This window comes from Microvirga lenta, assembly GCF_020532555.1.
Taxonomy (GTDB): Bacteria; Pseudomonadota; Alphaproteobacteria; order Rhizobiales; family Beijerinckiaceae; genus Microvirga; species Microvirga lenta.
On the sequence record NZ_JAJBBR010000005.1, the window covers coordinates 399,537 to 420,568 of the forward strand.

General features: G+C 65.7%; 19 protein-coding genes. 7 read left to right on the forward strand and 12 right to left on the reverse strand.

What is annotated here, in order from left to right:
* Positions 1-45 precede the first annotated feature (45 nt).
* The 6 genes from LGR44_RS10295 to LGR44_RS10320 all read right to left on the reverse strand — a co-directional run bounded on the left by LGR44_RS10295 (position 46) and on the right by LGR44_RS10320 (position 5,520).
* Positions 46-1,857 carry an ABC transporter ATP-binding protein gene (locus LGR44_RS10295; protein ID WP_226740031.1) on the reverse strand — a complete coding sequence of 604 codons (1,812 nt, stop codon included), beginning with the start codon at positions 1,855-1,857 and terminating at the stop codon, positions 46-48.
* A gap of 280 nt (positions 1,858-2,137) precedes the next feature.
* On the reverse strand, positions 2,138-2,680 hold the full coding sequence (locus LGR44_RS10300; RefSeq protein WP_226740033.1) for an MOSC domain-containing protein: 543 nt from the start codon (positions 2,678-2,680) through the stop codon (positions 2,138-2,140).
* 66 nt (positions 2,681-2,746) lie between these two features.
* Positions 2,747-3,193 (reverse strand): DUF488 domain-containing protein, encoded by a 447-nt coding sequence (locus tag LGR44_RS10305; RefSeq protein ID WP_226740035.1) that lies wholly within the window; start codon positions 3,191-3,193, stop codon positions 2,747-2,749.
* A gap of 15 nt (positions 3,194-3,208) precedes the next feature.
* Entirely contained in the window at positions 3,209-3,766 is a 558-nt protein-coding gene (locus LGR44_RS10310) for a cyclase dehydrase (protein ID WP_226740037.1), read from the reverse strand.
* A gap of 12 nt (positions 3,767-3,778) precedes the next feature.
* Positions 3,779-4,954 carry a zinc-dependent alcohol dehydrogenase gene (locus LGR44_RS10315; RefSeq protein WP_226740040.1) on the reverse strand — a complete coding sequence of 392 codons (1,176 nt, stop codon included), beginning with the start codon at positions 4,952-4,954 and terminating at the stop codon, positions 3,779-3,781.
* Between the two features lie 140 nt (positions 4,955-5,094).
* Complete coding sequence (locus LGR44_RS10320; RefSeq protein ID WP_226740042.1) at positions 5,095-5,520, reverse strand: NUDIX hydrolase; 426 nt, start codon at positions 5,518-5,520, stop codon at positions 5,095-5,097.
* Between the two features lie 200 nt (positions 5,521-5,720).
* On the opposite strand from LGR44_RS10320, the gene LGR44_RS10325 reads away from it, so the two are divergent.
* The 4 genes from LGR44_RS10325 (at position 5,721) to LGR44_RS10340 (ending at position 11,142) form a co-directional block, all read left to right on the forward strand.
* Positions 5,721-6,515, forward strand: a complete 795-nt coding sequence (locus LGR44_RS10325) for an inositol monophosphatase family protein (RefSeq protein ID WP_226740044.1) — start codon at positions 5,721-5,723, stop codon at positions 6,513-6,515.
* Positions 6,516-6,677: 162 nt separating this feature from the next.
* Positions 6,678-7,724 (forward strand): ABC transporter substrate-binding protein, encoded by a 1,047-nt coding sequence (locus LGR44_RS10330; RefSeq protein WP_226740046.1) that lies wholly within the window; start codon positions 6,678-6,680, stop codon positions 7,722-7,724.
* Between the two features lie 119 nt (positions 7,725-7,843).
* Positions 7,844-10,030: an ABC transporter permease gene (locus LGR44_RS10335; RefSeq protein ID WP_226740048.1), complete on the forward strand. Its 2,187-nt coding sequence runs from the start codon at positions 7,844-7,846 to the stop codon at positions 10,028-10,030.
* Between the two features lie 5 nt (positions 10,031-10,035).
* Positions 10,036-11,142 (forward strand): ABC transporter ATP-binding protein, encoded by a 1,107-nt coding sequence (locus LGR44_RS10340; RefSeq protein ID WP_226740203.1) that lies wholly within the window; start codon positions 10,036-10,038, stop codon positions 11,140-11,142.
* A 3-nt stretch (positions 11,143-11,145) separates the two neighbouring features.
* On the opposite strand, the gene LGR44_RS10345 is transcribed toward LGR44_RS10340, so the two are convergent.
* Complete coding sequence (locus tag LGR44_RS10345) at positions 11,146-11,913, reverse strand: ion transporter (protein WP_226740050.1); 768 nt, start codon at positions 11,911-11,913, stop codon at positions 11,146-11,148.
* Positions 11,914-12,087: 174 nt separating this feature from the next.
* Between LGR44_RS10345 and LGR44_RS10350 the strand changes: the two genes are divergently transcribed.
* Entirely contained in the window at positions 12,088-12,747 is a 660-nt protein-coding gene (locus LGR44_RS10350; RefSeq protein WP_226740053.1) for an HAD family hydrolase, read from the forward strand.
* Between the two features lie 244 nt (positions 12,748-12,991).
* Complete coding sequence (locus LGR44_RS10355) at positions 12,992-13,558, forward strand: NADPH-dependent FMN reductase (protein ID WP_226740055.1); 567 nt, start codon at positions 12,992-12,994, stop codon at positions 13,556-13,558.
* Between the two features lie 66 nt (positions 13,559-13,624).
* Here the strand turns inward: LGR44_RS10355 and LGR44_RS10360 are convergent, their stop codons facing one another.
* The 5 genes from LGR44_RS10360 to LGR44_RS10380 all read right to left on the reverse strand — a co-directional run bounded on the left by LGR44_RS10360 (position 13,625) and on the right by LGR44_RS10380 (position 20,002).
* Entirely contained in the window at positions 13,625-14,788 is a 1,164-nt protein-coding gene (locus LGR44_RS10360) for an iron-containing alcohol dehydrogenase (RefSeq protein ID WP_226740057.1), read from the reverse strand.
* An 8-nt stretch (positions 14,789-14,796) separates the two neighbouring features.
* Positions 14,797-16,191 (reverse strand): aldehyde dehydrogenase family protein, encoded by a 1,395-nt coding sequence (locus LGR44_RS10365; protein ID WP_226740058.1) that lies wholly within the window; start codon positions 16,189-16,191, stop codon positions 14,797-14,799.
* A gap of 9 nt (positions 16,192-16,200) precedes the next feature.
* Positions 16,201-17,571 (reverse strand): glutamine synthetase family protein, encoded by a 1,371-nt coding sequence (locus tag LGR44_RS10370; protein WP_226740061.1) that lies wholly within the window; start codon positions 17,569-17,571, stop codon positions 16,201-16,203.
* A gap of 62 nt (positions 17,572-17,633) precedes the next feature.
* On the reverse strand, positions 17,634-19,169 hold the full coding sequence (locus LGR44_RS10375) for an amino acid permease (protein ID WP_226740063.1): 1,536 nt from the start codon (positions 19,167-19,169) through the stop codon (positions 17,634-17,636).
* Between the two features lie 62 nt (positions 19,170-19,231).
* Positions 19,232-20,002 carry an N-formylglutamate amidohydrolase gene (locus LGR44_RS10380; protein WP_404809918.1) on the reverse strand — a complete coding sequence of 257 codons (771 nt, stop codon included), beginning with the start codon at positions 20,000-20,002 and terminating at the stop codon, positions 19,232-19,234.
* 157 nt (positions 20,003-20,159) lie between these two features.
* Here LGR44_RS10380 and LGR44_RS10385 point away from each other — a divergent pair, with 157 nt between their 5' ends.
* On the forward strand, positions 20,160-21,032 hold the full coding sequence (locus LGR44_RS10385; protein WP_226740067.1) for a MurR/RpiR family transcriptional regulator: 873 nt from the start codon (positions 20,160-20,162) through the stop codon (positions 21,030-21,032).

Consider the following 21,032-nt stretch of genomic DNA (forward strand, 5'->3'; position numbering starts at 1 on the left):
CATCCATTCAACACAGGTGGGCCGTGAACCCACGGCCCGCCTGTCTCATTCCGCGGCCAGTCCGAACCGGTCGTCCTTTGCGAATTCCAGTCCCTGGTGGTCGCAGAGGCGGCGGTAGAGCCCCCCTTGGCGGTACAGGCTCTCGTGGGATCCCTCCTCCACGATCCGCCCCTTGTCGAAGACGAGGATCCGGTCGAGAGCCCTCACGGTCGCGAGGCGGTGGGCGATCACGATGGAGGTGCGCCCCTCCATGAGCCGCTCCATCGCCTGCTGGATCAGCACCTCCGACTCCGAATCGAGGGCGGAGGTCGCCTCGTCCAGGATGAGGATCGGCGCATCGGCCAGGAAGGCGCGGGCAATCGCCACCCTCTGGCGCTCGCCGCCCGACAGCTTCACGCCGCGCTCGCCCACGAGGGTGCCATATCCCTTCGGGAGGCGCGTGATGAAGTCGTGCGCATTGGCCAGGCGTGCCGCGCGCTCGATCTCCGCCATGGTCGCGCCCGGACGGGCATAGGCGATGTTCTCCGCGAGGGTGCGGTGGAACAGGATCGGCTCCTGCTGGACGATGGCGATCTGCGCCCTCAGGGAAGCCTGCTGCGCCTCCGCAATGTCCTGCCCGTCGATGCGGATGCTGCCGCCGTTCAGGTCGTAGAGGCGCTGGATGAGCTTGACGAGGGTCGTCTTGCCCGATCCCGACGGCCCGACGAGACCGACGCGCTCGCCTGCCCGGATGACGAGCGACAGGTCCCGATAGAGCGGGGTCGCATGGCCGGCATAGTGGAAGTCCACATGCTCGAAGGCGATCTCGCCCCGCCCGATCCGGATCGGCCGCGCATCGGGACGATCGACCACGCCGAAGGGCTCCCGGTGGATCGCCACCAGCTCCTCCATGTCGTTCACGGAGCGGCGCAGGTTGTTCACGTGCATGCCCACGTCGCGCAGATAACCGTGGATCACGAAGTAGGTCGTGAGCACGTAGGCGAGGTCGCCGGGCGTCGCATCGCCGCTCCACCACAGCCACAACGCCGTGCCGATGATGGCCGCCCGGATGGCCAGCAGGGCGATGAACTGCACGGTTCCGCTGTTCGTCCCCCGCTGCCAGAGGCGACGGGTGCGGCTCTGCCACTTGTCGAGCACCCGCGTGAGGCGCAGGTCCTCCCGCTCCTCGGCCCCGAAGGCCTTCACCACCGCATTGCAGCTCATGGCATCGGCGAGCGTGCCGCCCACCTTCGTGTCCCACGCGTTCGCAAGCCGCGCGGCCGGAGCGACGTAGCGCGTGGCAAGCAGCACGGTCATGACGATGAAGGCCGCCGTGCCCACGGCGACGACGAGGCCCATGACGGGCCAGTGCAGCCCGAGGACCACCATCGACCCGACCAGCACGACGAGGGACGGCAGGAGCGCCAGAAGAAGCGTGTCGTGCATCAGGTCGAGAGCCCACATGCCGCGCGTGATCTTGCGCACGGTCGAGCCGGCGAAGCTGTTGGCATGCCAGTCCGTCGAGAAGCGCTGCACGCGCGCGAAAGCATCCTGCGCCACGCTGCTCATGACCCGCAGCGTCAGCTCGACGATGCCGTAGAAGGCCAGATGCCTCATGACGATCGTGACGAGGCCGAGCCCGGTCATGAGGGCGAAGGCCACGAGAGCCGCGTGGAGCGCGGCGTCACGGTCGGCCTCGCCCACCGTGATGGCGTCGACGAGGCGGCCGGCAAAGACGGGCATGAACACGTCCGCGAGCGTGGACGCCATCATGGTCCCGACGATCAGGCCGACATAGCCCGGCTGGCCGCGCCAGTGCCGGAAAGTGAATCGCAGAACGTCGCGGGTCGCATCCCCGCTCTTGGTGTCTCGGGTCATGAGATGAACAGGCCGCGCAAGGCAGGCCTTTCCTCGAAAGCACGGAGCGATCTCTCACGACGGACTCAGGGCGCGTCGGAATTCGCTCGTCGAAAAATGGTGGAGGGTCGCGCGTGCAGGACCCGGCGGTCCCGCGTCGTCAAGCCTAGAGCTTGGATGCGGGAGGGTTGTTGAGCAAGCATTTAAAGGCCATGCACTCCTCCCTCTCTGAAAGCAAACCTGACAGGGAAATACAGTATTCGGACGAACTTGGCAACCTCTCGCCCCGTTCTCGACTACGTCACACGCAATCGAGCGGCCGATGTGGTCCCGGCGGAAGATCAACGCGGATCGTGTCGCCGGGTTTCACCTCTCCGTCCTGCAGGACGACCGCCATCACGCCGGACTTGCGGATGAGGTTTCCCTCCGCGTCGCGGCCGAGGACCGCCTTCATCAGCCCCTTCTGGAACCGGTCGATCTGAACGCAGGGATTGCGCAAGCCGGTCACTTCGATGATCGCGTCGTCGCCGAGATGCAGCCGCGCGCCTGTCGGCAGGGCCAGGAGATCGATGCCCCGCGTGGTGATGTTCTCGCCCATCTCGCCCGCAGCGACGGAGAATCCCGCGCCCTGCAATTCCTCGAACAGTTCGGAATGGATCAGGTGAACCTGGCGCAGATTGGGCTGGCTCGGATCCTTGGCCACGCGGGAGCGATGCTTGACGGTCCGGCCTGCATGGGCATCGCCCTCGACCCCCAGCCCGGTCAGAAGGCGGATGCCGGAGCGGTTGGACTTGCTGAACGAGTGCGAGGCACTGCAGCTCACGGCGGTGATGATGGCGCTCATTCGTCTCAAATGCTCCGTCCGAATCCGGGCCAGCGGAGCCCGTGCGGCGCGATCTGTCAACACCGTTCAGGGAACGGAGAGATCCACGATCTCGAGCCCCTTGGCTGCAAGCCGCTGCGCCAGGACGCGCCGGTGGCAATTGGCAGGATCGCGCTCGAAGCAGAGCAGACAGACCGGACGGCTTTCGGCAAGCACCGTCAGCTCCGCGAGGGCATCCTGAGCCGGCTGAGTGTCGAGAACCTCCTGGCAATAGATGCGCCGCATCAGCTCCCCATCGCCGGCCCGTGCGGCCTGGCGCCCTTCCTTCGGGGTGCCGAGTTGCCTGAAATGCTGATAGCCGATGTCCCGGCCGGCCAGAGCATCCTTCAGGGCGGACTTGGAGAACCCGCGCTTGCGCGACAACGCCACCGCGCGCACGTCCGCGAGGATCGAAACGCCCGAATCCTGCAGAACGGTGAGGAAACGGTCCATGTCCGCTCCCTCGTATCCGATCGTGAAGACCTGCTTGCTCATGCAGGAACGGGGGTCCTACATCGACGGCTGCGGACGCCCCTGCAGCTGCGGCTGCTTGTAGGGCCGCAGGGCATCGGGAATCCGCATGTCGCGCGGCGTCTGGAAATCGCTCGCTGCGCCGCGCATCTGATCCGCCGGACGCGGCAGGCCGCTGCGGTCGCTGTAGTCCCAGCGCCGCGCGCGCTCCTGCATGGATTGTCCGGTCAGGGCATTGGCGCACATGACGTCGAGTACGGTGACGCCTGCCACGGCGCCCATGGCGATCCCCACGCGATCCCGATCGGCGTCGGATTCGTTCAGCTCCTTGCCGAGCGTCGCGAGATCGAGGGCATCGCCGCCGATGCGTCCCCAGATCCACGGCGTCGGATCCTTGGACGCGAGAATGCCCACGCCCGTCACGATCTCGCGCACGCCGTAAGCCCGGATCAGCCTCTCGTGCCGCTCCATGCCGAGCCAGCGGGCGACGCTTCTGCCGCCGAACAATTCGACCGCGCCGAGGGCGATGCTGAACCATCCGAGGCCGCGGGCGAGCGCATCGGCCGATTGGCGGGAACCTGAGCGATGATGAGCCATGACAGCACCTCGTTAGGGTTTGAGAACAACCTTGATGCAGCCGTCCTTCTTATCGCGGAAGGTCCTGTACATCTCCGGACCGTCGTCCAGTCCGACAGTGTGGGTGATGACGAAGGACGGGTCGATCTGTCCTTCCTCGATCCGGCGCAGGAGGTCGTCCGTCCAGCGGTTCACATGGGTCTGCCCGGTGCGGATCGTGAGGCCCTTGTTCATGACGGCGCCGAACGGGATCTTGTCGAGAAGCCCGCCATAGACGCCCGCGACGGACAGCACGCCGGCAGGCCGGCACACATACATCATCTCGCGCAGGACGTGCGGCCGATCGGTCTCCAGCATCACCGCCTGTTTGGCGCGATCGAGGATGGTATCGGGATGGGTCATGGAGACGTGAGCCTCGAGGCCCACCGCGTCGATGCACTTCTCGGGACCCTTGCCGCCGGTGAGCTCGTTCAGCCGCTCGATCACGCTCTCCTCCTGGAAGTTGATCGTGATCGCGCCGCCCGCCTCTGCCATGCTGAGGCGTTCGGGCAGGCGGTCGATGGCGATGACCTGCTTGGCGCCGAGGAGAAGGGCGCTGCGGATCGCCATCTGACCCACGGGCCCCGCGCCCCAGATCGCGACCGTATCCGTCGGCTCGATGTCGCACTGAACGGCGGCCTGCCAGCCCGTCGGGAAGATGTCGCTCAGGAAGAGAAGCTGCTCGTCGGGAATCCCGTTCGGCACCTTGATATGCGTCTTGTCGGCATAGGGAACGCGCAGGTATTCCGCCTGTCCGCCGGGATAGCCGCCCGTGAGGTGAGTGTAGCCGAAGAGGCCGGCGGTGGGATGGCCGAAGGCGGTCGCGGCGAGTTCGCCGTTGCGGTTCGTCCGCTCGCAGACCGAAAAGTTGCCGCGCTTGCACTGATCGCACTCGCCGCAGATGATGGTGAAGGGGATGACCACCCTGTCGCCGACCTTGAGGGAGCTCTTCGCCGCCGATCCGACCTCGACCACCTCTCCCATGGACTCGTGGCCCATGATGTCGCCCTTCTTCATGCCGGGCATGAAGTGGTCGTAGAGATGGAGGTCGGAGCCGCAGATGGCGCAGCTGGTCACCTTGATGATGGCGTCGCGGGAATCCTCGATCTCGGGATCGGGAACCGACTCGCACCGAATGTCACCCTTTCCGTACCAGCGCAAAGCTTTCATGGAAGTTCTCCCCTTGGGACAAGGCGCAAAAAGCCAAGCTCGCGCCCTCGTCTGATGCCGTAAAGGAAAAGACTTCTAGAGGGACTTTGCGTTCCCTGGCCGGCCCAAAAAAACGGAGCCTTACTCCCAAGGAGGCGGACCTAGAGGTGCTCGGGAAGGCTCCGGATCAGCTGGGCGAGAGCGGGCTCCAGCACCTGGTGGGCTGCCTCCTCGACCTCGAACCACCGCGCATCGCGCTGGCCCTTCTCCCGCCACGACCTGAGCTGTTTGGACACCTCGAGCGGATAGACGTCGACCCGGCACAGGTCGAAATGTGTCGCCCGCCGCTTCCAGTAATCGTAATGCCCGAGGGGCTTCTGCTTGATCTCGCCCTTGACGCCGGCCTCCTCGACCGCCTCCTGCGCCGCCGCCTTGTGAGGCTTCTTGCCCTTCATGGGCCAGCCCTTGGGGATCAGCCACCGCCTGGTTTCCCGTGACGTTACGAGAAGCACCTCGACCCTGCCTTCCCTGACCCGGAAGGGAAGCGCTGCGACCTGACTCAGTCGTTCTTTGGAGGTTCGGGGCATTCGACCGTGAAGGATGGGGATTCCGAGAGCGTTCCTGCAAAGCCTAGTTGATTGGAGCCGGCTAATAAAGGATCAATTCGATGTGCTTTGGAGACATGGCCTTTCCTGACGGGAGCCGTTCCACGGCATTCGAGCAATCGATGATGAATGCCTGACAACGTAGCAGCAAGCATTTTGATCCTGAGAGGCGAGCGGGGGCCATGACACGAGACGGTTTGGAGACGAGGCTGGCGGCGGCCTGCGCCATTGCCAGGGAGGCAAGCATGCTGGCCCGCCGGCGCTTCCACGAGAGGCCGCGCTCGCAGCTGCCGGATTTCAAGGGGCACCAGGACTTCCTCACCGTCACGGATGCGGAAGTCGAGGAGCTCATCCGAACCCGGCTCCACGGACTCTTTCCCGACGATGCCTTCTTCGGCGAAGAAGGCGGCGGCTCCTTCGCGCGGGATGTCTGGGTCGTGGATCCCATCGACGGCACCGCCAACTTCGCCCGCGGCATCCCCCACTTCGCCATCTCGATCGCCTTCGTGCGCGACAACCGGGTGGAGATCGGGGTGATCTACGACGTGATGCAGGACGAGCTCTACACGGCTCTGCGCGGGGCCGGCGCCAGCCTCAACGGCCTGCCGATCCGCACCAGCGGCCTGGCCGAAATCCAGCACGCGACGGTGGAAGCCGGATGGTCGCCGCGCCTCACCCATGAGGTCTATGTGGACCTCGTGAAGAACCTGAAAGCGGCGGGCGCCAACGTCCGTCGCGCAGGGTCGGGCACCCTGGGCCTCGCCTATGTGGCGGACGGACGGATCGACGCCTATTGCGAACTCCACATCAATTCCTGGGATGCCCTCGCGGGCCTCCTCATCGTGGAGGAGGCCGGGGGCTGGACCAACGATTTCCTGGCCGGGGACGGGCTTCGGAACGGCAATCCGGTTCTGGCCTGCACGGCGGAACTGGCTGACCGGCTGGTCGCGGCGACGGGCATCGCCAAGGCGCCCTGATCGCTCCATCGCCCGGCGTTTCTCCGTCGGCCCGTGCGGGCGCGGCTCGATCATCCTGAAAGCCGAAGCCAAAACTTTCGGCAAACGTCTTGACCTCTCCGCCCAATGGTTGGAGCTTAGCCGACCAAGAAAAAAATTCACAAGCCGAACGGGAGGATGCCTATGACACGTCGAAACAGCCTTTTTGCCGCCACGATGCTGGCGGGTACGGCCGCCGCCTTTTCCCTCATGTCCACGGGAGCAGCCCAGGCACAGGGCGCGCTCGTCATGTACTGCGCCGTGCAGGAGGAATGGTGCCGCGCCATGACCAGCGCCTTCGAGCGCGAGACCGGCATCAAGGTCTCGATGACCCGCAAGAGCTCCGGCGAGATCTATGCGCAGGTGAAGGCGGAAGCTCAGAACCCTCGCGCCGACATCTGGTGGGGCGGCACCGGCGACCCCCACATGCAGGCGGCCGAGGAAGGCCTGACCATGGAATACAAGTCGCCGAACATGGGCGAGCTGCAGGACTGGGCCGTCCGTCAGTGGGAGCAGTCGAAGAACCGCACCGTCGGCATCTACTCGGGCGCTCTCGGCTTCGGCTACAACACCGAGCTCGTCAAGGCGAACGGGATCAAGGAGCCGAAGTGCTGGGCCGACCTCCTCAATGAGGACCTGAAGGACGAGGTGCAGGTCGCGGACCCGAATTCATCCGGCACCGCCTATACCCTCCTTGCCACCATCGTTCAGCTGATGGGCGAGGAGAAGGGCTTCGAATACCTCAAGTCCCTGCACAAGAACGTCAACCAGTACACCAAGTCAGGCGCGGCTCCGGCCAAGGCGACGGCACTGGGAGAAACCACTGTCGGCATCGTCTTCATGCACGACATGGTGACGATGGTGGTGGACAACGCACCGGTGAAGGTCGTGGCTCCCTGCGAGGGCACGGGTTACGAGATCGGCTCGATGTCGATCATCAAGGGCGCCAAGAACCTCGAGAACGCGAAGAAATTCTACGACTGGGCCCTGACCCCGGCCGCTCAGAAGCTCGGCGCGGAAGCCAAGTCCTATCAGGTTCCCTCCAACAAGAACACGCCGGTGCCGCCGCAGGCGCCGAAGCTCGACGAGATCAAGCTGATCAACTTCGACTTCGCCAAGTACGGCTCGTCGGAAGAGCGCAGGCGCCTCCTGTCCAAGTGGGACAACGAGGTGAAGAACCTGCCGAAGTAGTTCGGACCTGAAACCGCCGCCCCCGCGAAGCCACGTCGCTTCGCGGGGCATATCGGCCTATCGATCATCGAGGGGCGGGCTCCCGCAAGGACCCGCTTCGAACTCAGGCGAGAACTGACATGTCACGAGCCACCCTTGGCTGGATCGTGCTGGGCTGGATCGGCTACGCCCTTTTGCCCTGGTACGGCCTGGACGGAGCCGCTTCATCCCTCGGCGATTATTTCGTGGGAAGGTCGGGCCTCGTGCACGGGCTGACGGGCGCCTGGTGGCTCCTGCCCATTCTGCTGCCGCTCGTCATGGGCTTGCGTCCTGCCTTCGCGGGCTCAGGGGAATCCGACGGCACGTGGCTCATCGCCTCCGGCCTGCTGGGTCTCGCGCTCGTCATCCTGCAGGGCTTCGCCATCGGCATGAACGGCTGGACCTTCGAGGTCCTGAAGGTCCTCTTCGGCGAGCCCGGACCGCGCCAGGACGGCATCGGCTACGGCGCGACGCTGACGCTGACGGCTTTTCTGATCGTTCTGTGCCATGGCTTCGCCGCTCGCGGGTGGTGCCGGGGCGACGCCTTCGTGACCTCGTCCATCGGCGTGGTGATCGCCCTGATCATCGTTTTCGTGTTCTTTCCCGTCAGCACCATTCTCGCCAGCGCCTTCGCCGACAACGACGGCAACTTCGCGCCCGCCGAATTCGCCGCGAAGTTCACGGACCAGTCCATCTGGGGGCTCGACTGCCTCACGAGCAACCTGCGCTGCGGCGTGGCCTGGAACACCCTGTTCCTCGGGGTTCTGGTGGCCTTCGGGACCACGGCCCTGGGCCTCGCTTTCGCGCTGATCGCCACGCGTACCGCCTTCCGCTACAAGAAGCTGCTGCGCGTGATGAGCGTTCTGCCCATCATCACGCCTCCCTTCGTGATCGGTCTTGCGCTCATCCTGCTGTTCGGACGATCCGGCGCTCTGTCCGCCGTGCTGTGGGACTGGTTCGGAATTCCGCGCTCGCGCTGGATCTACGGGCTGCCCGGCATCTTCATCGCCCAGCTCCTGGCCTTCACGCCGATCGCATTCCTCGTTCTCATCGGGGTGGTGCAGGGCATCAGCCCGACTCTCGAGGAAGCGTCCCAGACCTTGCGCGCCAAGAGCTGGACGACCTTCATGACCATCACCCTCCCGCTCATGCGGCCGGGACTGGCCAACGCCTTCCTCCTCGGCTTCGTGGAAAGCCTCGCGGATTTCGGAAACCCGCTGGTGCTGGGCGGGAACTACGAGGTTCTGTCCACCAAGATCTTCTTTGCCGTCGTCGGCGCGCAGCAGGACCAGGGGCGCGCGGCCGTGCTCTCGATCATCCTTCTGGCCTTCACGCTCGGGGCGTTCTGGCTCCAGCATGCCTGGCTCGGAAAGAAGGTCTACACGACCGTGACCGGCAAAGGCGATGCGGGCATCCCCCTCCCCCTGCCGCGGCGCGTCGCGGCGGCCTCGTATCTCACCGCCATTCCATGGGCGCTCTTCACGCTCGTGGTGTATACGATCATCGTCGTCGGCGGCTTCGTCCGCTCCATGGGCCGCGACTACACGCCCACCCTCGACCACCTCCTGACCGCCTTCCGCATCGAGAACACGGAATGGGGCCTGCATTTCTCGGGCTCCGCCTGGGATTCGTTCTTCGCCACCGTGAAGGTCGCGGCGCTTGCGGCGCCGCTGACAGCGGCGGTCGGCCTGCTCACGGCCTATCTCCTGACCCGCCAGCGCTTCTCCGGGCAGCGCGCCTTCGAGTTCGGCACCCTGCTCAGCTTCGCCATTCCCGGCACCGTGGTGGGCGTCTCCTACATTCTCGCCTTCAACGTGCCTCCCATCGAGATCACCGGGACCGGCTTCATCCTGGTCATGTGCTTCGTGTTCCGGAACATGCCGGTGGGCGTGCGCGCGGGCATCGCGACGCTGAGCCAGATCGACAAGAGCCTCGATGAGGCGTCGCTCACTCTCGGAGCACGCTCCGCCACCACCATGCGGCGCGTGGTGCTTCCCCTGCTCCGGCCTGCCGTGGTCGCGTCCCTGGTCTATTCCTTCGTGCGGGCGATGACGGCGGTGAGCGCCGTGATCTTCCTGGTGACGGCGGAGTACAACATGGCCACGACCTATATCGTCGGACGGGTCGAGGCAGGCGAGTTCGGCCTGGCGATCGCCTATTCCACCGTTCTCATCCTCGTCATGCTGCTGGCCATCGTCATGATCCAGCTCGCCGTCGGCGAGAGGCGCCTCGGACGACGCTCCGCCGCCGCCAATGCCGCTCCCGTCGCCGTCCAAGCAGTGCCATGAACCAGATGACAGCCATCTCCACCCTGACCCGCCCCACCGCCTCCGGCAAGCAGGCCGCTTCGGTGGAGTTTCGCAACGTGACGAAGCGCTATGGCAGCGTCACGGCCGTGGACGACGTGTCCTTCACCATCGAGCCCGGCCAGCTGGTCACGCTGCTCGGGCCGTCCGGCTGCGGCAAGACCACCACGCTGCGCATGATCGCGGGTCTCGAGATGGTGAGCGCCGGACAGATCCTCATCGGCGGCCGCGACGTGACGAACCTCTCGGCCGCGGACAGGGACGTGAGCATGGTGTTCCAGTCCTACGCCCTTTTCCCGCATATGTCCGTGCTGGAGAACGTCGCCTACGGTCCGTCCGTTCAGGGCGCATCCAAGAAGGACGCGCAGGCGATGGCGATGGAGAAGCTCGCCCTCGTGGGCCTAACCGGTCTCGAAAAGCGCGCTCCGTCCGAACTGTCGGGAGGACAGCAGCAACGCGTGGCCGTGGCGCGCGCCCTCGTGCTCGAACCGCAGGTCCTGCTCTTCGACGAGCCGCTTTCGAACCTGGACGCCAAGCTGCGGCGGCGCGTGCGCGAGGATATCCGCGAGCTCCAGCAGAACCTCAACCTGACCGTGGCCTACGTCACCCATGACCAGGAGGAGGCGCTGGCCGTCTCCGACCGGATCATCGTGATGTCGAATTCCCGCATCGCCCAGACCGGCACCCCGCGCGAACTCTACGAGGAACCGGCGGATCTCTTCGTGGCCGACTTCATCGGCGATGCCAACATCCTGAACGGCACGGTCGTGGAGCTGGCCGGGCCCCGGGCCCATGTGCAGATCGACCGATTGGAGATCGACCTCCCCCACCGCGGCGTGATGCAGGGGCCCGTCAAGCTCGCCGTGCGGCCGGATGCCGTTCTGCTGAACGAGGGGGCGGCCGGGCCGGGAGAGGTCTCCGGTCAGGTCAAAAAGGCCTCCTATCTCGGCACTCAGATCGAGTACGAGGTTGCAAGCCCCATGGGCGAATTGTTCGTGGTGCAGTACGGCCGCAGGGAGCCGATCGCCCCGGGAACGGCGGTTTCCATCTCCCTCGACCGGCAGCGCGGTGTCGCCATCGTTCCGGGCGCATGAGGGTCAGACCGCTCCCTCGTCCGGAATGTTGAGGATCGTTCCGCACGCCTTGCAATGGACCGCATCCCTGTCGTGCCGCAGCAATCCGCAGACGGGGCAAGGGTGGCGCACCTTGTTGGGCCGCAACAATACCTGGACCAGCCGCAGGAACAGGGTCACGCCGAAGATCATGATGGCCACGGACAGCAGGTGCCCGAGGGTTCCGGTGAGGGTGATGTCGCCGAAGCCCGTCGTGGTCAAAGCCGCGATGGTGAAATAAAGCGCGTCGACGTAGTTGCCGATCTTCGGGTTCGACCAATGCTGCGTCTCGTAGACGAAGCCCGTCATGATGAAGATGAACACCCCCAGATTGACCGTCGCGACGATCAGGTCCTCGTTCCGGCGGAAGAAAGGACTGTCGGCGCGCAGGCGCACGAGCAACTGATAGGTGCGCAGGAGCCTGACCGTGCGGAGGATGCGCAGGAATCCGATGCCCTCCCCCGCGACGGGCGCGAGGAACGACACGATGGCAGCCACGTCGGCCAGGGTGACGGGATGCGCGAAGTCCTTCCACCGGTTGCGGCTGATGGCGATGCGGGCGGAGAAATCGGCCAGCACGATGAGGCCGATGACCACATCGACCACCTCCAGCACGATCGTGCGGGGGAGGAAGGAGGAGACGACGATGAAGAGGATCGTCGTCAGGTCGAAAACCAGCAGGCCGTAACGGAAGCGATGCGCCTCGGGCGTGTCGCCCTCGTAGAGAGCCCTCAGCTTTTCGATCACCCGCATGGGGGGAACTCGCGTGGCGGGCGGGGAATGTCCTGGGCGATAGGCAAGGGCGACGCTCGGTAACGGTTTATCGGCTGGCGATTTATCTATAAGGCAGAGGCGGGATTCCAACAGGGGCCTCGAACAAGCTCGGCCGTCCGCACGGATGGCCCCAACGCGACTGACGGGACGACGATGCTCAAAGCTCTGATTTTCGACATGGACGGCACTCTGGTGCACAGCGATCCGACGCATCTGGAGGCCTTCGCCGAGATCCTGGGGCCGGAAGGCGTCGTGATCGACGAGGAACTGTACCGCTCCTCCATCATCGGCCGGACCAACGAGGCGATTTTCGCGTCCCTGCTGCCCCACCGGACGGTGGAGGAACATGTGGCCTTCGCCGACCGCAAGGAGGCCGCCTTCCGCCGCATGGCCCTGGACCTCAAGCCCCTGGACGGCTTGGTCGATCTCCTCGACTGGGCCGAGGCGCGCGGGATCGGGATCGCCCTCGTCACCAATGCCCCGGTTCTCAACGCCACCCACATGCTCGACGTGCTGGGGCTGGCCCAGCGCTTCTCCGTCAAGATCACCATCGAGGAGGTGGAGCGCGGCAAACCCGACCCCCTGCCCTATCTCACCGCCCTCCGGAGGCTGGGGCTTGGCCCGGAGGAAGCCATCGCCTTCGAGGATTCCCCTTCAGGCATGAAGGCGGCCAAGGCCGCCGGCCTCTTCTCCTTCGGTGTCCTCACCGGCCTGACGGCCGAGGAGATGAAGGGCTTCGGGGCCGACCGGTCCATCGCGGATTTCCACGACCCGGCCCTCTGGGAGATTCTGGAGCGCCGGGTGGCAGCCTGAACGACACGCATCCATTGTCGCTCGGTGGCCGTGCCCGGCACGGCCTTTCCGGGCGCCATTGCAGCCCACCCGTCAGCAACACGCTTGCGATTTCGTTGAAACGGTTCGGACCTTCTCCGAGTTGGACCACGGTCTGGGCGCTGAAAAGTGCCCTTGAAGCCTATGGCGAAACCGAGTTCGACGAAGCATTGTTGCAAGGCGGACCTGGAATCTCCTCCTCTCGGACGCAAATTCAGGAAAACCGATGACGCTCAAGCTTCACACCATCATCTGCAGCACGCGCCCCGGCCGGGCCGGGCCCATGATCGCCGAGTGGTTTCATGCAAAGGCTGCAGAGCATGGGAAGTTCGAGCCGGTGCTGGTGGACCTCGCCGATTTCGACCTGCCGCTCCTGGACGAGCCCCATCATCCGCGGCTGCAGAAATACGAGCATGACCATACGAAGGCCTGGAGCGCCAGCGTTCACGCCGCCGATGCCTTCGTGTTCGTGACGCCGGAATACAATTACGGCTCGCCGCCGTCCCTCCTGAACGCCCTGAACTACGTCTACAAGGAGTGGAACTACAAGCCTGCGGGCTTCGTCAGCTATGGCGGCGTCTCGGGCGGACTTCGTTCGGTCCAGATGTCAAAACAGGTGGTGACGGCGCTCAAGATGATGCCGATGACGGAGGGCATTCCGATCCCGAACTATGCCCAGTTCCTCGACGAGGAGAAGAACTTCAGGCCCAACGAGCTGGTCGAGAGATCCGTGAAGCCGATGCTGGACGAACTCCACCGCTGGGCCGAGGCGCTGAAGCCGATGCGGGGCTGATCCGCTCGAAAAAAACGGCACCGCCGACGCCGACGGTGCCGTCTGTTATGCAGCCTCAGGAGCGTGTCAGACGCGTCCCGCCAGCGCGTTCTCGTAGAGCTTGCGGGCGCTCTCCCTCGTGATCGGCACCGGATTGCCGCCAGCCGTCGGATCGTCCGGAGCCATGGCGGACATCTCGTCGAAGCGGGCGCTGTCGATCTTGATGCCCTCCAGCGTGTGCGGCACGCCGAGATCCTTGCGCAGCTTCAACACCCAGTCGAGGAAGGCCTGGAACGACGGCTCCAGCCCCAGATAGGCGGCGAGCCGCTCGATCTTCGCTTCGATGGCCTCACGGTTGTAGACCAGCACGTAGGGCATGAAGACCGCGTTGGTGAGGCCGTGATGGGTGTCGTAGAGCGCGCCCGCCGGATGCGACAGGGCGTGGATGGCGCCCAGCCCCTTCTGGAAGGCGGTGGCGCCCATGGCGGCGGCCGACATCATGTTGGCGCGGGCCTCGATGTCCTTGCCGTCCTTGTAGGCGCGAGGCAGGTATTCCTTCACGAGGCGGATGCCTTCGACCGCGATGCCGTCCGCCATCGGATGGTAGCCGGGCGCGCAATAGGCTTCGATGCAGTGGGCGAGCGCATCGAGGCCGGTGCCGGCCGTGATGTGGGGCGGCATCCCCACGGTGAGCTCGGGGTCGCAGATCACGATCTTCGGCATCATCAGCGGATGGAAGATCACCTTCTTGGTATGCGTGGCCTCCTGCGTGATCACGCCGGCGCGGCCCACTTCCGAACCGGTGCCCGCCGTGGTCGGCACCGCGATGATCGGCAGGATGCCCTTGGGATCTGCGCGGGTCCACCAATCGCCGATATCCTCGAAGTCCCACATGGGACGGGTCTGGCCCGCCATGAACGCGATGACCTTGCCGGCATCGAGGGCGGAGCCGCCCCCGAAGGCGACCACGCCGTCATGGCTGCCGGCCTTGAGGGCTTCGAGCCCCTTGTAGACGTTCGTCTCGACCGGGTTCGGCTTGATGTCCGAGAAGATCGCCGCCTTGAGGCCGGCGGCGGTGAGCTGGTCGAGCGCGGCCTTCGTCATCGGCTGCGTCGCCAGGAACGGGTCGGTGACCACGAGCGGGGCCGACATGCCCACCGCGCGGCAGGCCTCGGCCAGCTCCGAGATGCGGCCGGCGCCGAAGCGCACCGGGGTCGGGTAGTTCCAATTCGAGCGAGGAGAAGCGGTCATCGTTGAACTCAAAGCGCGTGGCGCAGGTGGTAGGATTTGGGACGGGTGAGCGACTCGTAGGCCAGCCGCGACAGGCTCGCGCCGCGGCCGGTATCCTTCACGCCGGTCCAGGCGAGAGCGGGATCGAGATAGTCGCAGCGGTTCATGAACACGGTGCCGGTTTCAAGCCGGTCGCCGATGGCTTCAGCCGCATCGACGTCCGAGGTCCAGATGGCGGCGGACAGGCCGTAGGGCGAGTCGTTCATGAGACGGATCGCCTCCTGGTCGCCCGCGACCTTCATGATGCCGACGGTCGGTCCGAAGCTCTCGTCGCGCATCACGCTCATGGAATGGTCCACGCCGGTCAGCACCTGCGGCGCGAGATAGGCGGTGTCGCCCACATCCGCCGGGAAGGCCTTGGGGTCGATATGCGCCTTGGCGCCCCTGGCCACCGCTTCCGCATTCTGCCGGCGCACGAGATCGGCGAAGCGCTTGTGCGCCATCGGCCCCAGGGTCGTCGCCTCCTCCAGGGGATTGCCGAGAACGTACTTGTTCACGAGGTCGACCGCGCCCTCCACGAATCGATCGTAATGCTTCTCGTGCACGTAGATCCGCTCGATGCCGCAGCAGCACTGACCCGAGTTGAAGAACGCGCCGTCCACGAGATTCTCGATGGCGTGGTCGATATCGGCATCCTCGCGCACATAGGCCGGATCCTTGCCGCCGAGCTCGAGCCCGAGCGACGTGAAGGTGCCCGCCGCCGCGCGCTCGATGGAGCGCCCGCCGGAGACGGAGCCGGTGAAGTTGCAGTGATCCACGAGTCCTGCGCCCAGGATGCGGCTCGTCTGGTCGTGGCTCAGCACGAGGTTCTGGAACAGGCCCTTGGGCATTCCGGCGCGGTCCATCGCCATCTGGAAGCGCTCGCCCGCGAGCAGGGTCTGCGAGGCGTGCTTGAGGAGCACCGCATTTCCGGCCATGAGGGCCGGCACGATGGTGTTGATGGCCGTGAGATACGGATAGTTCCAGGGGGCGATGACGAGAACGAGCCCCACCGGCTCGCGCTTGATCATGCGGCGGAAGCCCGGCTTCTCGTCGTCGGCGGGAATGGGCCTGAGACTCTGTTCCGCGATGCGGATCATGTAGCGCGCCCGCTCCTCGACCCCGCGGAACTCGCCGCCGTAGCGCACGGGACGGCCCATCATCTGGGCGATCTCGGGCACCACCTCCTGGTTCATGGCGAGCAGCGCATCGAGGAAGGCCTCCACCTTCCTGGCGCGCTCCGGCAGGGGCGCGTTGCGCCACTCCCTTTGCGCCTCGCGGGCCGCGGTGACGGCGGCATCGATGGCGGCCTCGGACATGATCGGCCGGCGAACGAGTTCGCGCCCGTCGATCGGGGAAATGCAGACGATATCGGTGTCGGCCATGGTCCTGCTTCAGATGATCTCGAAATAGCGGGCGAGCTGCCAGTCGGTGATGGCCTTGCGGGCCTCACGCTCCTCCCATTCGCGCGTTGCCGCGTAATGGTCAACGAAAGTATCGCCGAAGAGCTGGCGCGCCGCCTGCGACCCTTTCAGCCGCTCGGCCGCCTCGCCCAGCGAGCGCGGCAGGGCCCGCTCCGCGGGGTGCTTCACCTCGTAGGCATTGCCCTGGATCGGCTCGCCGGGCTCGATCCTGTTCTCGATGCCCCACAGCCCCGAGCCGATGGCGGCCGCGAGCGCGATATAGGGGTTGATGTCGGCCGCGGCGACCCGGTACTCGACCCGCTGGGATTTCTCGGATCCCGGGATGACGCGCAGCGCCGTGGTGCGGTTCTCCACGCCCCAGGCCGCGTCCGTCGGCGCCCAGAAGCCGGGAATGAGCCGGGTGTAGCTGTTCACCGTGCAGGCCACCATGGCGAGGAGCTCGGGCATCAGCTGCTGCTGGCCGCCCACGAACCAGCGCATGGTGTCCGACATGGAATGCGGCGCATCCGCATCGTAGAAGGCGCCCTTGCCGGTCTCGATGTCGCGCAGGGATGCATGCAGGTGGCCCGACTGGCCCGGCCAGTCGCGGGACCACTTGGCCATGAACGTCGCCATCCAGCCGCGGCGTTGCGCCAGGATCTTGGTGAAGGTCTTGAACAGAACCGCCTTGTCCGCCGCCTTCAGGGCGTCGTCGACGCGGATCGCGGCCTCCAGCACGCCCGGTCCGGTCTCCGTGTGCAGGCCCTCGATCTCGAAATCCATCTTGTTCGCGAGGTCGAGGAGCTCATGGTAGAAGTCGGCGTGAACGCCGGAGCGCAGCACGGAATAGCCGAAGAAGCCCGGCGTGATGTTCTTGAGGTCCCGGTAGTTCTTCTCGCGCACGGAATGGGGCGTCTCCTCGAAGAGGAAGAACTCGAATTCCGCGGCCGCGGATACGGCGAAGCCCATATCCTCCGCCTTCCTCAGAACCCGCCGCAGCACGCCGCGCGGGCACGCATCCTCCGCATAGCCGTCGAACTCGGACAGGAAGAACGGCAGATCGTTTTCGAAAGGAATGAGCCGCATGCTCTCGGGCAGCACCCGCACCGGCGCGTCCGGATAGGCGGTGTGCCAGCCTGTCAGCTTCGTGTTGTCGTAGAGCTGATCGTTCGAGTCCCAGCCCAGCACCACGTCGCAGAAGCCGAAGCCTTTCTCGAGGGCGGATTCGAACTTGTCGCGCGCCATGTACTTGCCGCGCATGATGCCGTCGACATCGGTGATGCCGACCTTCACGAACGGCAGGTCGCGGCTGCGCACGTAAGCCGCTGCATCGGCGGCCGTCTTGATCTTGGGAGAATCCATGCGGGGAGAACCTGAAGGTGAGGGAGAAGGGAGCGCGCGACGTGCGCGCTCCCACGATCTTGTCAGTAGGACTTGTACTCGCCCCTACCCTTGGTGAGGGCGAACTCCTCCTCCGGCGAGAGGATGAGCTTGTGGCGCCCGTGGACCAGGAAGTAGGTCATCATGACGGCGTAGTAGATCGCCACGCCCATCACGCCAACCCGGAACACCGGATCCGCGAACTGGAAGTAGAGCGTGATCGCCGCGATGATCATGCAGATCGCCGCGCCGGCGACCCCGAACGGGCTCTTGTAGGGCCGGTGGATCTCGGGGAACTTCCTCTTCAGGACGATGTAGGACATGCCCTGCATGAAGTAGGCGAGCATCGCGCCGGCCACCGCCATGTTGAGCAGCGTCCCGCCGATCACGTTCGCGCCCGCTTCGGCACCGACCGAGAACCAGATGATCAGCATCACCAGGAGGCCGACCACGGCGCCCGCGATCAGCGCCACGTGCGGCGTCTTGCGCTCGCCGTGGGTGATGGAGAGGAAGCTCGGGAAGTAGCCCGCCCGCGAGAGCGAGTAGATCTGCCGCCCGAAGGCGAAGATGATGGTGTGGAACGACGCGATGAGGCCGATCACCGCGATGGCGGCGAGGATCTTCGCGATGTCAGAGCCGAAGAGGGTGCGGAACCCGTCCAGCAGCGGCTCGCCCGATTTGGCCAGGCCCGCCGCGCCCGGCGCGATGCTCGTGTTCAGGAAGACCACGAGGAAGGCCGAGACGATGAGCGTGAGGATGCCCGCGATGATGCCCTTCGGCATGTCCCGCTGCGGATCGTGGGATTCCTCCGCCGCCAGGGGCAGCTGCTCGATGGCGAGGAACAGCCATACCGCGAAGGGAAGCGCCGCGAAGATGCCGCCGATCCCCATGGGCAGGAACGGCCCGTTTCCTTCGGGCAGCTCGGCGCCGTCGGCCCCGATGTTCAGCGCCCAGCGGGAGAAGTCCAGCTGGCCCGAGAACAGCACCGAGACGTAGAAGGCCGCGAGCACCGCGAGCGCCATCAGGGTCACCGTCACCGTCACCTTGAACGAGAGTTCGACGCCGACGATGTTGAGCCCCACGAAGAGCGCATAGCACAGGACCCAGTAGACGGGCTGGAAGGCCGGCGCCGTTTCGAAGATCGCGGAGAGATACGAGCTGATGAAGAACACGATCACGGCCGGGGTCAGCACGAACTCGATGTTCTCCGCGATTCCCGTGATGTATCCGGCCCAGGGCCCCATGGAGGTCCGAGCGAAGGAATAGGCGCCGCCCGTGTGGGGGAGCGCCGGGGACATCTCGGCCAGCGAGAAGGTCAGGCCGAGATACATGATCGCGATGATGATGGTCGCGAAGAACATCGAGCCGAAGCCCTGCGTCAGGCCGAGATTCCAACCGGAATAATGCCCCGAGATCACCGCCCCGACGCCGAGCGCCCAGAGCGACCAGACGCGGGCGTGACGCTTGAGACGCCGTGCCTCGAAATAGGTTTGGTCAACGGTGGTGTAGGTGATGCCGGCGACGCTCTGCGTGCCGAGCGGCGGGGCGGGAACGCCCGTACTCTCTTGTCCGACTGACATAACTCTTCCTCCAAGAATAGTCTGCCTCTGGAGCCATGGCACACCTCGCGCCATGGTCGTCGTCACAGCGTCCGCGCCCCCTCCCTCAACAAGGGTGCAAGACGTCTAGCCCACGCCGCCTGTCCGTCTTCCGTGCGGATCAGGTCGTTGCGGATCTCGATCATCAGGGGCGCGAGTCCGCGCCTCTCCGCATGGCGTTCGAGGGTGTGGAACACCCGGTCCGCCGGTGAATAGGGTTGGTTCATGCCCAGGATCAGCGCCTCATCCTGCCGGAGACCGGCTTCCACGCTGCGCGCGAAGCGCTCGTCCCGGTCGAAGATGAGGCCGATTTCCCAGGGCCGCTCGACGTCGCGGTAGGTCGGCGTGAAGGAATGGATCGACACGACCGCCCCCACCTGCCCGGCCGCCTTGCGGGCATCGGCGAAAGCATCGACCGCCCCGTGGAAGGCGTCGTAGACCTCCCGGACGCGCCGGGCCCGCTCCGTGGGGTCGAGATCGAGATTGCCGGGGATCGTGGTGCGCTCGCTCAGGGTCCAGATGGAATCGGGCGCCGAGGGATCGCGGTTTAGATCCAGCACCAGGCGCGACACGGTCGCGTGGATCAGCGGGGCGTCGAGGAGCCGGGACAGCTCCCGGGCCACGCCGAGCGCGCCCGGATCCCAGGCGATATGGCTCTCGAGTTCCTCCGGGCCGAGCCCGAGGCTGCCGTAGCGCGGGGGAAGGCGATTGGACGCGTGTTCGCAGATCAGGAGGAGGGGAGACCGGCCCTGCGCGTTCTCGATGCGAGCCACAGGCTCCTGAGCCTCGACCTCAGGCTCTGCATCCACGGGCATCCGGCTCGCATGCGCCATGCGGTCCTCCGTTCGCTTGCGGGACGCAAGCCTGTAACCCCTTTTGAACGTTTGATACGTTCATTCTTGTTTTTCCGATTCTGAAATTTCTGATACAGCTTTCGCAGGGCGTCAAGGCGGGGCTGTGGATCGTTCGGGAATGGGCAAGTCACGAAGCAACTCTCCCGCCGATCAGCCGAGCCTCGCCGAGCGCATCCGGCACGAGATGGATGCCTTCACGCCGAGCGAGAAGCGCGCCGCCCATCTCCTCTTGAGCCACTATCCCTTCGCGGGCCTCGACACGGTGGCGGAATTCGCCGCCCGGGCCGGGATTTCCGCGCCCTCCGTCCTTCGGTTCGTCACCCGGCTCGGGTTCGGCGGCTTTCCGGACTTCCAGAAGCACCTGCGGGAGGAGCTGGAGGCGCAGCTCCTGTCCCCGCTGGCCAAGGCGAGCCCCTCCGACAAGGGCCAGGGCGCCCCGGCCCTGTCCTCGTTCGCCGACGCAGTGATCGGAAACCTGCGGGCGACGGTGGAGAACATCGCCCCCGCCGAATTCGACGCGGTCGTCACTCTGCTCAGTGATTCGCGCCGCCACATCCATTTCACGGGCGGGCGCTTCACCGGAGCGCTGGCGCGCTATGCGGAGAGCCATTTCCGGATCGTGCGCAGCCACGTGGACTACATCGAGGGGCAGTCGGCCCTCTGGCGCGACCGGATGATCGAGATCGGCCGCAGGGACGTGATCGTGGCCTTCGACATCCGGCGCTACCAGGAGGACGTGATCGCCCTGTGCGAGACGGCCGCGAAGCAGGGCGCGACGGTGGTCCTGCTGACGGATCCGTGGCTGTCGCCCATCGCCCGCGTGGCGCGGCACGTGCTGCCCGCCCATGTGGTCGCGCCGTCGAACTGGGATTCCTCGGCAGGCCTTCTCCTGCTGACCGAGGCCGTCGTCGCCGCCGTCACGAAGCGCCTGTGGGAGACGGCGAAGCCCCGCATGGAGGCCGTCGAGCGCCTGCGCAACGAGAAGGCCTGA

Coding starts and splice junctions, on each gene's coding strand:
- LGR44_RS10295 (WP_226740031.1), bottom strand. CDS start 1,857: ATGACCCGAGACACCAAGAGCGGGGATGCGACCCGCGACGTTCTGCGA.
- LGR44_RS10300 (WP_226740033.1), bottom strand. CDS start 2,680: ATGAGCGCCATCATCACCGCCGTGAGCTGCAGTGCCTCGCACTCGTTC.
- LGR44_RS10305 (WP_226740035.1), bottom strand. CDS start 3,193: ATGAGCAAGCAGGTCTTCACGATCGGATACGAGGGAGCGGACATGGAC.
- LGR44_RS10310 (WP_226740037.1), bottom strand. CDS start 3,766: ATGGCTCATCATCGCTCAGGTTCCCGCCAATCGGCCGATGCGCTCGCC.
- LGR44_RS10315 (WP_226740040.1), bottom strand. CDS start 4,954: ATGAAAGCTTTGCGCTGGTACGGAAAGGGTGACATTCGGTGCGAGTCG.
- LGR44_RS10320 (WP_226740042.1), bottom strand. CDS start 5,520: ATGCCCCGAACCTCCAAAGAACGACTGAGTCAGGTCGCAGCGCTTCCC.
- LGR44_RS10325 (WP_226740044.1), top strand. CDS start 5,721: ATGACACGAGACGGTTTGGAGACGAGGCTGGCGGCGGCCTGCGCCATT.
- LGR44_RS10330 (WP_226740046.1), top strand. CDS start 6,678: ATGACACGTCGAAACAGCCTTTTTGCCGCCACGATGCTGGCGGGTACG.
- LGR44_RS10335 (WP_226740048.1), top strand. CDS start 7,844: ATGTCACGAGCCACCCTTGGCTGGATCGTGCTGGGCTGGATCGGCTAC.
- LGR44_RS10340 (WP_226740203.1), top strand. CDS start 10,036: ATGACAGCCATCTCCACCCTGACCCGCCCCACCGCCTCCGGCAAGCAG.
- LGR44_RS10345 (WP_226740050.1), bottom strand. CDS start 11,913: ATGCGGGTGATCGAAAAGCTGAGGGCTCTCTACGAGGGCGACACGCCC.
- LGR44_RS10350 (WP_226740053.1), top strand. CDS start 12,088: ATGCTCAAAGCTCTGATTTTCGACATGGACGGCACTCTGGTGCACAGC.
- LGR44_RS10355 (WP_226740055.1), top strand. CDS start 12,992: ATGACGCTCAAGCTTCACACCATCATCTGCAGCACGCGCCCCGGCCGG.
- LGR44_RS10360 (WP_226740057.1), bottom strand. CDS start 14,788: ATGACCGCTTCTCCTCGCTCGAATTGGAACTACCCGACCCCGGTGCGC.
- LGR44_RS10365 (WP_226740058.1), bottom strand. CDS start 16,191: ATGGCCGACACCGATATCGTCTGCATTTCCCCGATCGACGGGCGCGAA.
- LGR44_RS10370 (WP_226740061.1), bottom strand. CDS start 17,571: ATGGATTCTCCCAAGATCAAGACGGCCGCCGATGCAGCGGCTTACGTG.
- LGR44_RS10375 (WP_226740063.1), bottom strand. CDS start 19,169: ATGTCAGTCGGACAAGAGAGTACGGGCGTTCCCGCCCCGCCGCTCGGC.
- LGR44_RS10380 (WP_404809918.1), bottom strand. CDS start 20,002: ATGCCCGTGGATGCAGAGCCTGAGGTCGAGGCTCAGGAGCCTGTGGCT.
- LGR44_RS10385 (WP_226740067.1), top strand. CDS start 20,160: ATGGGCAAGTCACGAAGCAACTCTCCCGCCGATCAGCCGAGCCTCGCC.